Consider the following 12,163-nt stretch of genomic DNA (forward strand, 5'->3'; position numbering starts at 1 on the left):
GTGGCAAGGACGGTTCTAACCGTCCTTGCCACTCACGAGGCCCAGGCCGCTCAGAGTTCGGTGACCTTGCCGTCGGCCACTTCCAGCCGCCGCGTCGTCGCCACCGCGTCCAGCATCCGCCGGTCGTGCGTCACCAGCAGCAGCGTCCCCGGATACTCCGCGAGCGCCGACTCCAGCTGCTCGATCGCGGGCAGGTCGAGATGGTTCGTCGGCTCGTCGAGCACCAGCAGGTTCACCCCGCGCGCCTGCAGCAGCGCCAGCGCCGACCGGGTCCGCTCCCCCGGCGACAGCGTGGCGGCCGACCGCAGGACGTGCGAGGCCTTGAGCCCGTACTTCGCCAGCAGCGTGCGCACGTCGGCGTCGGCGAGTTCCGGCACCTCCCGGGCGAACGCCTCGACGAGCGGAAGGTCGCCGAGGAACAGCTTCCGCGCTTGATCGACTTCCCCGACCACGACACCGGAACCGAGCGAAGCGGCGCCCTCGTCGACCGGGACCCGCCCGAGCAACGCCGCGAGCAGCGTCGACTTCCCGGCGCCGTTGGCCCCGGTGATCGCGACCTTGTCCGCCCAGTCGATCTGCAGGTCGACCGGGCCGAGGGTGAATTCGCCCCGCCGCACCACCGCGCCACGCAGGGTCGCCACGACCGCGCCCGCCCGGGGCGCCGCGGCGATCTCCATACGCAGTTCCCATTCCTTGCGCGGTTCTTCGACGACTTCGAGCCGCTCGATCATGCGGTCGGTCTGGCGTGCCTTCGACGCCTGCTTCTCGGTGGCCTCGCTCCGGAACTTGCGGCCCACCTTGTCGTTGTCGGTGGCCTTGCGCCGGGCGTTCTTGACCCCCTTCTCCATCCACGAACGCTGCATCGCACCACGGGCTTCGAGCGAAGCCCTGGTGTTCGCGTACTCCTCGTACTCCTCGCGGGCGTGCCGTCGCGCGACGGCGCGCTCCTCCAGATACGACTCGTAACCGCCGCCGTAGGTCCGCACCTGTTGCTGCGCGTAGTCCAGCTCGACGACGCGGTCCACGGTGCGGGCGAGGAATTCCCGGTCGTGGCTGACCAGCACCGTCCCCGCGCGCAGCCCGGTCACGAACCGCTCCAGCCGTTCCAGGCCGTCGAGGTCGAGGTCGTTGGTCGGCTCGTCGAGCAGGAAGATGTCGTACCGGCTCAGCAGCAGCGAGGCCATCCCGGCGCGCGCCGCCTGCCCGCCCGAGAGCGACAGCATCGGCTGGTCGAGGTTGACGGTGAGCCCGAGATCCGCGACGACCTCGCCCGCCCTGTCGTCCAGGTCCGCCCCGCCGAGCGCGAGCCACCGGTCGAGGGCGAGCCCGTAGGCGTCGTCCGCGCCGGGTTCGCCCGCGGTGAGCGCCTCGGTGGCGGCGTCGAGCGCGGCCTGGGCGGCGGTGACGCCGGTGCGCCGGGAGAGGAACGCGCGGACGGACTCACCCTCGCGACGTTCCGGTTCCTGCGGGAGGTGACCGACGGTGGCCGTCGGCGGGTTCAGCCGGACACTGCCCTCTTCCGGCGGCACGAGGCCGCCGAGGGTCTTCAGCAGGGTCGACTTGCCCGCGCCGTTCACGCCGACGAGACCGATCACTTCGCCCGGGGCGACGACCAGGTCGAGACCGGAGAACAGAACACGGTCGCCGTGGCCGGCGGCGAGATTCTTGGCAACGAGTGTGGCGCTCATGAGATCGGTAAGTCTACGGGGACCGATTGAACAGCTCGTGGTCCCTCGGAAGAGTGGCAAGTATCCAAGCGATCACGGAACGTGGGTAACCTGGTTGTTCTTCTGGACCCGAACGAATCCCCCGAGCATTGAGGTCGGTGACAGCAAATGGCGGACTCCGCCACCCCGGTCCCCGTCGTCCACCAGCAGAAAGGCGGTACTCGCAGGCCGACATTGAGCAGGCGGCGGGAAGTCGGTCATGCCAGCGCGCGGTCGCTGCTGATGACGATCCTCGGCGAGTACGTCCTGCCCCGTGATCAGGCGATCTGGACGTCGACGCTGGTCGAAGCGCTGAGTGTGCTGGACATCGAAGAGAAGTCCGCGCGGCAGGCGCTGGCCCGTTCCTCCGCCGAGGGCTGGGTGGTCTCCGAACGCGTCGGACGAAGAGTGCGCTGGTCGCTCACTCCACCAGGCAGGCGCCTCCTGACCGAAGGCGCGGAACGGATCTACGCCTTCGGCAACGAGGAGAAGGCCTGGGACGACCGCTGGCTGATGCTGATCGTCTCGGTCCCCGAGGCGAAACGGGATCTCCGGCACAGGCTGCGCACGCGCCTCACGTGGGCCGGTTTCGGCTCACCGGTGGCGGGTGTCTGGGTCAGCCCCGACCTCAGCCGCCAGCGGGAGGCCCAGCAGATCGTGCAGGAACTCGGCCTCGACGCCCAGGCGATGTCGTTCACCGCCGCCTACGGCGACGTCGGCGACCAGGAGACGATGGTCGCGCGCTCCTGGGACCTGAGTGAACTCAAGGACCGCTACGAGGACTTCATCGACCGCTTCACCGGGTTGCGTCCTTCCGGCGAACGCGGCGTACTGCGCGCGCAGACCGAACTCGTACACGAATGGCGCAGCTTCCCGTTCCTCGATCCACGCCTTCCGCTAAAACTTCTCCCCGACGGTTGGAGCGGCGTGCGCGCGGCGGACCTCTTCCACCGCAAACACGTCGAATGGCGACCGGAAGCACAGGCGCAATGGGACGAACTCGCGGCGACCTCGGGCTAGGGTCACGGGAAACCGACCCACCGGAGGGAACCCGCCTTGGCCACCTCGATCCGCCTCGACCGTGAAGACGACCTCGCCGTCCTGACCATCGCTTCGCCGCCGCTGAACCTCTACACGGCGGAACTGCAGCGCGAACTGGGCGAGGCGATCGGCGAACTGGAGGCCACGCCACCGCGCGCGGCACTGATCCGCGCCGAAGGCAAGATCGTCAGCGGCGGGGTGGACGTCTCCCTGTTCGACGCCCAGTCGAGCGCCACCGAGGCGAAGGTGCTCTTCGACGAGATGCTGGCGATCCCCGACCGGATCGCCGCACTCCCGTTCCCCACCGTGTTCGCCGCCCACGGCCTGTGCCTCACCTGGGCGTTCGAGGTCGCGGTCGCCTGCGACATCATCCTCGCGAGCGAGAAGGCCAAATTCGGCCTGGTCGAACGGGTCGTCGGCCTGACCCCGACCATGGGCGGCACGCAGCGGCTCGCCGCCCGCGCCGGGGTCGGCCGCGCCAAGGAGTTCGTGATGACGGGCGCGACCTACGACGCCGCGACGCTCGAACGCTGGAACGTGGTCAACCGGGTGTTCCCGGCGGACGGCTTCGACGAGGCCGTGCGCGCCTTCACGATCGACCTCGCGCAGGGGCCGACGCGGGCGCACGCCGCCACCAAGAAGGTCTTGGAGCACTACGAGCACGGCGGTGTCGCCGAGGCGAACGAGCACATCACGACCATCGCCGCCGGGCTCTTCGACACCGAGGACCTGCGGGGCGCGGTGAAGTCGTTCCTCGCCGACGGCCCGGGCAAGGCGACCTTCACCGGCCGCTGAGCCTTCCGCACCACTTCGAATCCGCGGTGTCGCCCTGGGCGACGCCGCGGTTTTCGTTCGTCCAGACGGATCCGGCGCCGGATTCCGCCAGGCGTACGACAGGGCGGTTCACGACCGACGAATCGGTCTAGACCTTTTATGCGCTCCGCGCTACATTCATCTGTGGTCTAGACCACACGCGCCATTGCAGAGCAGGTCAGTCTCGCCGCCTCTTTTGGAGAGAACCGCCATGAGACGCACCAGAAGAAGACTACTCAGCGCACTCACCGTGACACTCCTCGCCGCCGGGCTCCTCGTGGCCGCGGGTAATCCGGCGTTGGCGGCGGGCCGCCTCCGCGCCGCCTTCACCCTGGCCGGCACCACCGGTGAATACACCGTCACCAACCCCAGCAGCGAAACCGTCGCCGACTGGTCCATCACCTTCACCGTGCCCGCCGGCGTGACCGCCACGAGCGGCTCGCACGCCACGGTCTCCCAGTCGGGCAACCAGGTCACCCTCACCCCGGCGTTCTACATCAAGTCGCTCGCGCCGGGCCGTTCGACCTATCCCTACAGCCCGTCGTTCCAGCTCAGTTCCGCGGTCACCCCGACCACGTGCCGGATCGACGACGCCAACTGCGACGGCTCGGGCGACGCACCGCCGTCGACGCCTGCCAACCTGCGGCTCGTGGCGAAGACGACCACGACGGCCGCGCTGGCCTGGAACGCCGCGGCTCCCGGTTCGCTGCCCGTCGTCGGCTACGACGTCTACCAGGGCACCACACTGGCGGCCTCGGTCACCGGCACCGAAGCGAGGATCACCGGGCTGACGCCGAACACGGCCTACAGCTTCACCGTCGTCGCCAAGGACCGCAAGGACGCCAAGTCCCCGCCCACCCCGGCGCTGGCGGTGACCACCAACAACCCGAGCGACGACACCCAGGCGCCGACCGCGCCGTCGAACCTCCGCTCGACCGCCGTCACCTCGGGCTCCGTCTCGTTGGCGTGGAACGCTTCCACCGACAACACCGGCGTCGTCTCCTACGACGTCTACCGCGGCACGACCCTCGCCACCACCGTCACCGGGACGACCGCCACGGTGACCGGGCTTTCACCGTCCACTTCGTACTCTTTCACGGTCAAAGCCCGTGACGGGTACGACAACGTCTCCGCGGCGAGCGCCGCCGTCAGCGCTCGCACCGGCGACATCGTGAACGGGTACGCCCGGGTCGGTTACTTCGTCCAGTGGGGTATCTACGGCCGCCAGTTCTTCGTCAAGAACCTGGTGACCAACGGGTCGGCCGCCAAGCTGACCCATCTGCTGTACGCCTTCGGGAACATCGACCCGGTCAACCACACCTGCCTTTCGGGTGTCACCAAGGGAACGACGTCCAATCCGCAGGACCCGAACCAGGGTGACGGCGCGGGCGACGCGGAAGCCGACTACTCGCGGCCGATGTCCGCGGCCCAGTCCGTCGACGGTGTCGGCGACACCGGCTGGGAGACGCTGCGCGGCAACTTCAACCAGCTGAAGAAGCTCAAGGCCAAGTACCCCAACCTGAAGGTGCTCATCTCCTTGGGCGGCTGGACCTACTCGAAGTACTTCTCCGACGTCGCGGCCACTCCCGCGTCGCGGCAGAAGTTCGTCGCCTCGTGCATCGACACGTACCTGAAGGGCAACGTGAAGCCGTATGGCGGCGCCGGCGGGCCGGGCACGGCCGCGGGCATCTTCGACGGTATCGACATCGACTGGGAGTGGCCGGGCAGCCCCGACGGGCATCCCGGGAACCACTGGAGCGCCAACGACAAGACGAACCTGACCGCGCTGCTGGCCGAGTTCCGCACGCAGATGGACGCTTACGGCGCGACCACCGGCAAACGGTACGAACTGCAGGCGTTCACCCCCGCCGACCCGGCGAAGGTGAAGGGCGGCTGGGAGATCCCGAAGATCTTCGACTACCTCGACGTCGCGAACGTGCAGGGCTACGACTTCCACGGCTCGGGCAGCGACAACTCGTGGGAGCCGAACCGCACCGGCCATCAAGGGAACCTCTACGCCGACGCGGACGATCCGTACAACTTCAAGTTCAGTGTGGAGTCGGCGATCAACGCCTACACCGAAGCCGGTGCCAATCCACGGAAACTGACCCTCGGGCTCGCCTTCTACGGAAGAGGCTGGCAAGGGGTCGCGGACGGCGGGAAGAAGGGCGAATGGCAGAGCGCGACGGGAGCCGCGCCAGGCCAGTTCGCCGAGGAAGCAGGTACTCGTGGCTACGCGAATCTCTTGGCCAGTGTCCCCAACTGCGCCGTCCAGCACGACACCGCGGCCGTGGCCACGTCGTGCTACACCGGCAACGGCGGGCAATGGTGGACCTTCGACGACGCCTGGTCCATCCAGCAGAAGGTCGCCTGGCTCAAGACGAGAGGACTGCTCGGGGTCATGGCCTGGGAAATGTCCGGTGACACCGGATCCCTCATGACCACAGTGGACAACTCGCTGAAGTGACGCCTCGTGAGTGGTAAGGACGGTTAGAACCGTCCTTACCACTCACGAGCGCAACTGCGCCCTCGCCTAGACCGAGTCCTTGGTCGCGGACCAGCCCCCGTCGACCACCAGTTGCGTCCCCGTGACGTACGAGGCCGCGGGCGAGGCCAGGAAGGCGATCACCTCGGCCACCTCGGCGGGCTCCCCGAGCCTCCCCGCCGGGGTGGCCTTGACCGCGCGAGCGTGATCGGCCTCGTCCACCTTGTCCCAGGCCGGCGTGAGGATCGGGCCGGGCAGCACGGAGTTCACGCGGACGTCGGGCGCGTACTCCACGGCCAGCTGACGGGCGAGCGCCACCAAAGCTCCCTTGCTCGCCGCGTAGGCGGGCCGCCCGGGCAGGCCGATCATGGCGTGCACCGAGGAGACCAGGACGATCGATCCGCGCCGCTCCCGCAACGACGTCAGGCAGGTCTTGGCGCCGAGATACGCGCCCGCCAGATTGACGTCCAGCTGGCGGTCCCAGTCCTTCCTGCCGAGCTCGTGCAGCGGCGCCATCACCGAGGTGAACGCGTTGCTGACCAGGACGTCGACCCCGCCGCACGTCTCTTCCGCCAGCTCGACGGCCCGGCGCCACGTGTCCTCCTCGGATACATCGCCGACGACGCTGTGCCGGAGTCCGGGCTGCCCGGTGATGTCGATGCCGACGATGGTGTGGCCCGCCGCGCCCAAGCGGGCGGCGGTCGCCGCGCCGATACCGGACGCCGCTCCCGAAACGATCGCGCAGGATGTGGTCAAAAGGGATTCACCTCCACGTCGGCTTGCTGCACAGTGTGCCTCGTGACTTCTGCGAACGACGACCGGACTCTGCTCATCGTCGGCTCCTACACCGCCGCGAGCAACGGCAAGGGCGAGGGCATCGGCACCTTCTGGCGCGACGCGCGGACCGGGGAGCTGACCCCGGCGGGCTCGCTCGAACTGGATTCGCCGAGCTGGCTGACGCCGCATCCCACCCTTCCGGTGCTCTACGCCGTCAACGAGACGGCCGAAGGCGCGGTCACCGCCGTGGCGGTCGCCGAGGACGGGACCCTGTCGGCCTTGAACTCGCTGCCGACCGGCGGGGCGGATCCGTGCCATCTGTCGGTCACCCCGGACGGCCGGTTCCTGCTGTGCGCCAACTACAGCGGCGGCAGCCTGGCCGCGTTCGCGCTGGGCCCGGACGGGGTGCCCACCGTGCGGACCGCGCTGGTCCAGCACGAAGGCAGCGGCCCGCACACCGGACGGCAGGAAGCCGCGCACGTCCACATGGCCGTCGTCGACGAGACCGGCACGCTGGTCAGCGCGGTCGATCTGGGCACCGACGAGATCCGCAGCTATCGCCTCGGCGAGGAGGGCGACCTGATCCCCGTGTCGGTGTCGACGCTGCCCGCCGGGACCGGCCCACGGCAACTGGTCCGGCGTCCCGGTACGAACCACGCGTACGTCGTCGGCGAACTGGCCGCGTCGCTGGTGACGGTGCGCGAAGAGCCGCCGGGCACGTTCGTCGTGGAGAACTCCGTTCCGGCGACGCTCGAACCGGGCGGAGACAACCTCCCGGCGCAGCTCGTCCTGCACGACGAACGGCTGTTCCTGTCGAACCGGGGGCCGGAAAGGATCACGGAGTTCACTTACGACGGTGTGGCCGTGGCCGACCACGGCACCGGCGAATGGCCCCGGCACTTCTCCTTCGTCGGCGAGCATTGTTATGTCGCAGCACAGAGCAGTGACGCGATCCAGGTCTACGAACGCGCGACCTGGCGCCTGATCGGCGGTTATCCGGTCGGGAGCCCGTCCTTCGTCGGTCTTTGGCCGCACTGATTCGTTCAGCCCGCTGAACGGAGCGGACTTCTTTCTTTTCGAGGCGAATAAAGGTCTTGACGCAACTGGTTCAGACCATGACACTGAACCGCACGCCGCCGGTGACCTGGCTCACACCCGCCCGAGGAGAACCATGTCCCTACCGAGGAAACTGCTCGCCCTGGCAACGCTCGTCCCATTGGCGCTAGGTCTTTTCAGCGCTCCCACTCAGGCCGCGCCCGCCACTTTCACCCATCCCGGCGTGCTGGTCAGCCGCCCGCAACTGGACTTCGTCCGCGCCAAGGTGCAGGCCGGCGCACAACCCTGGAAACAGGCCTACGACGCGATGATTTCGAGTTCGTACGCCTCACTGTCCCGGTCACCGAAACCACGCGCCATCGTCGAATGCGGTTCCTATTCGAATCCGAACATCGGCTGTACCGATGAACGGCAAGACGCGATCGCCGCGTATTCCCTTTCACTGGCGTGGTACATCACGCGCAACGCGAAATACGCGGCCAAGGCGATCGAGATCATGGACGCCTGGTCCGCGGTATTGAAGGACCACACGAACAGCAACGCTCCCCTGCAATCGGCGTGGTCGGCCTCCTCGTGGCCGCGCGCCGCGGAGATCATCAAACACACCTACACGAGCTGGCCGAATTCCGGCCGTTTCGGCACCATGCTCCGGAACGTGTACCTGCCCGAGGTGATCAACGGCAGTCACAGCAACGGGAACTGGGAACTCAGCATGACCGAGGCCGCGATCGGCATCGCCGTGTTCCTCGACGACAAGACGGCCTACGACAAGGCCGTCGCGAAGTTCCGCACCCGCGTCCCCGCCTACCTCTACCTGACCAGCGACGGCGCGCTCCCGAAGACCGCGCCCGGCAGCGGCCTGGACACCCGCGACAAGATCGTGAAGTACTGGCAGGGCCAGACGACGTTCGTCAACGGCCTCTCCCAGGAGACCTGCCGGGATTTCACGCACACCGGCTACGGTCTCGCCGCCATCGCGGACTTCGCCGAGACCACCCGCATCCAAGGCCAGGACCTCTACCCCGAGATCGCCGACCGCCTCCGCGAAGGCCTCGGCTTCCACGCGAAGTACCAGATGGGCGCCGCCGTCCCGTCGTGGCTGTGCGGCGGCAGCCTGAAGCTCGGCCTCGGCCCGATCACCGAAGTCGGATACAACCACCTCCACACCCGCCTCGGGCACACCATGAGCAACACCGAGGCCCTCACCCTGCGCCAGCGCCCGGCGGGTACCAACCACCTGTTCGTCGCCTGGCAGACCCTCACGCACGCCGGCAACCCACAGTGACCCCGTGGGGGCCGCCCGAATGCGGCAGGGCGGCCCTCACGGACCGTTTTCCCAGTTCAGACACACAGTGACCCCTGGTTGCAACCCCCTGTTCGGGACCCGCTAAAGTACTCACATCGCACTCCACGGAGCGCGGGTCCGGGCTGTGGCGCAGTTTGGTAGCGCACTTGACTGGGGGTCAAGGGGTCGCAGGTTCGAATCCTGTCAGCCCGACCGGAAGACGAAGCCCCTGGCTTGTACCTCAGGTACAGGTCAGGGGCTCTTTCGTGTTCGGTTCACTTTGCGGACCGGATACGGCCTCGACCTGGTGTGACACCGCCCACTGCGCGCGTGGTGTCGAGCCGGGCCGCCTCGCTAACGTTCGCGGGATGAACTTCCTTGATCATGTTCTTTTGGGGGTACGCGATCTCGAGGCGGCGGCGGAGCGGTTCCGTCGCGAGTGGGGCCTGGGCACTGTACCCGGCGGTTCGCCGGTCCCTGGTGTCTCCAACGCGGTGGTTCCGCTAGAGCCACCGCTGTACTTGGAACTCGTCACCGCCACCGACGCCGGCGCGAGCGAGGCCGCGGCGCGTTTGGCCGCCGTCACCGCGGCGGGAGACCGCCTGTTCACCTGGGCGATCGAGCCGGAAGATCTCGACTCCCGCGCCGCGGTTCTGGGGATCGAGCCGTTGGACGGCGGGGACACCGGGCGCTGGCGTTTGCTCGGCGAGGTCGAACAAGGTCGGCCGTTCTTCATCGAATACGACATCGCTCGCGTAGACCGCGTCGCGGGATGGCAAAGCGCTTATTTCGAGGCCGCACATGACTGCGCGCCCGGCCGGGTGACGTTTCTGGAAGTCGGCGGCGACGAGTCCAGCCTTCGGCAGTGGGTGGGCGAGCTTGATGTGCCACTGCGGATGGCCGGTGGCGAGCCACGCCTCGTGGCCGCGGGGATCGCCACTGATCGAGGCGAGATCCTGGTGCGCTGAAACCGCTGAGGAAAGCGGGTCTCCGCGGCAACGGAGACCCGCCTCACCTCACCAGCTCACACTGAACTCGGCCGTGGCCCCACTGCCGGTCTTCGCCAGCCGGGCGATCCGGCTCCGCCGTTCCGGAGAAGGATCCTCCTGCGGCAACGGGCTCGCGTCGGTGATGTAGTTCCACGAAGCCCACCACGACCCATCGGGCGCCTGGAAGGCGTTGAACGCGCCGGGACCCCGTTTGTTGCCCGGCAGGTTCTTCTTGCGGAACTTGTCCGGCAGCCCCGGCCGGAACCGCGGCTCACCGTCCGGATCGGGCGCGTAGGAGAAGTAAGCGCGCTGCTCCGCCATCGGCGTGCACCGGTTGTCCGTCAGCGCGGTTCCGCAGTAGGCGACGCCGGTGGAGTAGCGGTTCGCGTACCAGTTGTTCCCCGAATAGAAGAGGTACCAGTCCCCGTCGATGCGGACGGCGTTGGGATTCTCGATCGTGAGAACGTCGTCGGACGGGCTGTTGTGGTGGGTCCACTCGAGATTCGCGTTGTCGATGAGCTTCTTCGCGTCGGCTTCCGCTATCCGCCGCACGTGACGGGGCCGGTCGAAGTCCAGTTTGGCGGCACCCAGGGCGGTGACGCGATCTTGCGTCCAAGCACCGTTGCGCAGGGTCAGCCAGACCTCACCCTGTCCCCTGCTCACGTCGGCGTCGATCGCCCATCCGCGATCCGGGCAGAACAGCGGATCGGCGTTGGCGACGAACCCGCCCGTGGGGCGTAACGAGGTCGCGTAGCCGATGCAGTGTTTCGCCTGTCCGGCGGGTTCGGAGCCGGGCAGTGCCGCGCTGTAGAACACGTAGTAGACGACACGGCCGTCCTCCTGATGGGCGAACAGTGCCGGTGTCCACAGTGGAGAGTCCGGTCTCGCCCAGTATCCCGCGGGGAACGTGACGCCGTCCCAGGCGTCTCCGTCGACAGCACCCCGGCGCTGGAAGGTTCCCCCGCTGAACTCGACCTTCGTGTACGGAAGCTTCCTGCCCGCGACGCTCGCGCCGACCGCGACGTAGGTGTTCGTCTCCGGTATCCGCATCAGATCCGCCGCGGGGAACCGGAAGTCAAGCGACTCGTCGCGAGGCCCGGTTTCGGCCGTGGCGCTCGGCGCGGCCGCCAGGAGGCTGATGCCGCACAGGACGGCGATCAGGGCGCGCCGCATCATCGGGTCACCGTCACACGGGCACGGACCGGACGGTGATCGCTCCCGTAGCCGCCGAGGGCGTCCACCGCGGAGCCGGTCGAATCCTTCTTCGCCCACACGTGGTCGATGGACCTGGTGCCGTGGCTCGGCGCGCTGTAGGGGTCGGCCACGCGCCGCAGCCCGGCCATCAGGTCCGAACCCGGTTCGGCGTTGAAGTCTCCCATGACGATCGGTTCGGCCACCCGCGACGAGAACCAGTCCGCGGTGTTGCGGACCTGGAGGTTGTGCAGCTCGCGGTTGAGGTCGAACCGTTGCGCGGACGGGGTGAGGTGCACGACGCCGACGACCCACTCGAAGCCCGCACCTCCGACCCGCACCCAGTTGACGTACTTGGGTGGCACCCAGCAACCGCAGTCACCGGGTTCGGCGGGGCCGGTACCGGGCGTGGACGGGTCCACTTTGGACGCGGGTGAGATCTCGCCGGCACCGTGGCCGGTGATGGTCATGTTGCCGCGCACCAGGATGGCGTTGTGCTTGATCGCGCGGCGGTCCGTCTCGTAGATGGCGACATAGCCCGTCGCCGCCGCGGCCTCCCTCACGACGTCCTCGCGGTCGGCGACCTCCTGCAGGCCCAGGACGGCGGGACGTTCGGTCTCGATGAGACGGACCAGGTCGGCCTTGAGCCCGCCCGCGTCGCCCACGTTGTAGGTGACGACCTTGATCGTGCGCTCGGTCGCGGCCTCAGCGCTGGGCACCGCGACGAGTGAGGCGAGCGGAACGAGCAGTGCCAGCGCGAAAGCCTTGCGCCTCGAATGCTTCATGGAATTCCCTCCAGTGTCGATGACGGAGGGAATCG

Annotated in this window: 10 protein-coding genes and 1 tRNA gene; 7 read left to right on the plus strand and 4 right to left on the minus strand. The window is 68.2% G+C overall.

What is annotated here, in order from left to right; translation table 11 throughout:
* Window positions 1–50: 50 nt before the first annotated feature.
* Entirely contained in the window at window positions 51–1,688 is a 1,638-nt protein-coding gene (locus ACFWIW_RS16970; protein WP_378369302.1) for an ABC-F family ATP-binding cassette domain-containing protein, read from the minus strand.
* 147 nt (window positions 1,689–1,835) lie between these two features.
* Here ACFWIW_RS16970 and ACFWIW_RS16975 point away from each other — a divergent pair, with 147 nt between their 5' ends.
* The 3 genes from ACFWIW_RS16975 to ACFWIW_RS16985 all read left to right on the plus strand — a co-directional run bounded on the left by ACFWIW_RS16975 (window position 1,836) and on the right by ACFWIW_RS16985 (window position 6,027).
* The gene (locus tag ACFWIW_RS16975; protein WP_378369303.1) at window positions 1,836–2,726 is read left to right on the plus strand and encodes a PaaX family transcriptional regulator C-terminal domain-containing protein; all 891 of its coding nucleotides are present in this window, start codon (window positions 1,836–1,838) and stop codon (window positions 2,724–2,726) included.
* Window positions 2,727–2,762: 36 nt separating this feature from the next.
* Window positions 2,763–3,542 (plus strand): enoyl-CoA hydratase/isomerase family protein, encoded by a 780-nt coding sequence (locus ACFWIW_RS16980; protein ID WP_378369304.1) that lies wholly within the window; start codon window positions 2,763–2,765, stop codon window positions 3,540–3,542.
* A gap of 268 nt (window positions 3,543–3,810) precedes the next feature.
* Window positions 3,811–6,027 (plus strand): glycosyl hydrolase family 18 protein, encoded by a 2,217-nt coding sequence (locus ACFWIW_RS16985; RefSeq protein WP_378369305.1) that lies wholly within the window; start codon window positions 3,811–3,813, stop codon window positions 6,025–6,027.
* 66 nt (window positions 6,028–6,093) lie between these two features.
* On the opposite strand, the gene ACFWIW_RS16990 is transcribed toward ACFWIW_RS16985, so the two are convergent.
* Entirely contained in the window at window positions 6,094–6,801 is a 708-nt protein-coding gene (locus ACFWIW_RS16990) for an SDR family NAD(P)-dependent oxidoreductase (RefSeq protein ID WP_378369306.1), read from the minus strand.
* 42 nt (window positions 6,802–6,843) lie between these two features.
* Between ACFWIW_RS16990 and ACFWIW_RS16995 the strand changes: the two genes are divergently transcribed.
* The 4 genes from ACFWIW_RS16995 (at window position 6,844) to ACFWIW_RS17010 (ending at window position 10,131) form a co-directional block, all read left to right on the plus strand.
* Window positions 6,844–7,860: a lactonase family protein gene (locus tag ACFWIW_RS16995; RefSeq protein ID WP_378369307.1), complete on the plus strand. Its 1,017-nt coding sequence runs from the start codon at window positions 6,844–6,846 to the stop codon at window positions 7,858–7,860.
* 133 nt (window positions 7,861–7,993) lie between these two features.
* On the plus strand, window positions 7,994–9,163 hold the full coding sequence (locus ACFWIW_RS17000) for an alginate lyase family protein (RefSeq protein ID WP_378369308.1): 1,170 nt from the start codon (window positions 7,994–7,996) through the stop codon (window positions 9,161–9,163).
* A gap of 139 nt (window positions 9,164–9,302) precedes the next feature.
* Window positions 9,303–9,376: transfer RNA gene (locus ACFWIW_RS17005), tRNA-Pro, on the plus strand.
* Window positions 9,377–9,531: 155 nt separating this feature from the next.
* Complete coding sequence (locus ACFWIW_RS17010; protein WP_378369309.1) at window positions 9,532–10,131, plus strand: VOC family protein; 600 nt, start codon at window positions 9,532–9,534, stop codon at window positions 10,129–10,131.
* A 48-nt stretch (window positions 10,132–10,179) separates the two neighbouring features.
* Here ACFWIW_RS17010 and ACFWIW_RS17015 read toward each other — a convergent pair whose 3' ends face one another.
* Together ACFWIW_RS17015 and ACFWIW_RS17020 are read right to left on the minus strand one after the other, a co-directional pair.
* A complete protein-coding gene (locus tag ACFWIW_RS17015) occupies window positions 10,180–11,328 on the minus strand; it encodes a family 43 glycosylhydrolase (RefSeq protein ID WP_378369310.1) in 1,149 nt (382 codons plus the stop codon).
* On the minus strand, window positions 11,325–12,128 hold the full coding sequence (locus ACFWIW_RS17020; protein ID WP_378369311.1) for an endonuclease/exonuclease/phosphatase family protein: 804 nt from the start codon (window positions 12,126–12,128) through the stop codon (window positions 11,325–11,327). Before ACFWIW_RS17020 ends, ACFWIW_RS17015 begins: the two co-directional genes overlap by 4 nt.
* Window positions 12,129–12,163 lie beyond the last annotated feature (35 nt).

The sequence above is a fragment of the Amycolatopsis sp. NPDC058340 genome, from assembly GCF_042723975.1.
In the GTDB taxonomy this organism is placed as follows: domain Bacteria; phylum Actinomycetota; class Actinomycetes; order Mycobacteriales; family Pseudonocardiaceae; genus Amycolatopsis.

Excerpts from the sequence above, each read along its gene's own strand:
- ACFWIW_RS16970 (WP_378369302.1), bottom strand. The coding sequence starts at position 1,688 with ATGAGCGCCACACTCGTTGCCAAGAATCTCGCCGCCGGCCACGGCGAC.
- ACFWIW_RS16975 (WP_378369303.1), top strand. The coding sequence starts at position 1,836 with ATGGCGGACTCCGCCACCCCGGTCCCCGTCGTCCACCAGCAGAAAGGC.
- ACFWIW_RS17000 (WP_378369308.1), top strand. The coding sequence starts at position 7,994 with ATGTCCCTACCGAGGAAACTGCTCGCCCTGGCAACGCTCGTCCCATTG.
- ACFWIW_RS17010 (WP_378369309.1), top strand. The coding sequence starts at position 9,532 with ATGAACTTCCTTGATCATGTTCTTTTGGGGGTACGCGATCTCGAGGCG.
- ACFWIW_RS17015 (WP_378369310.1), bottom strand. The coding sequence starts at position 11,328 with ATGATGCGGCGCGCCCTGATCGCCGTCCTGTGCGGCATCAGCCTCCTG.
- ACFWIW_RS17020 (WP_378369311.1), bottom strand. The coding sequence starts at position 12,128 with ATGAAGCATTCGAGGCGCAAGGCTTTCGCGCTGGCACTGCTCGTTCCG.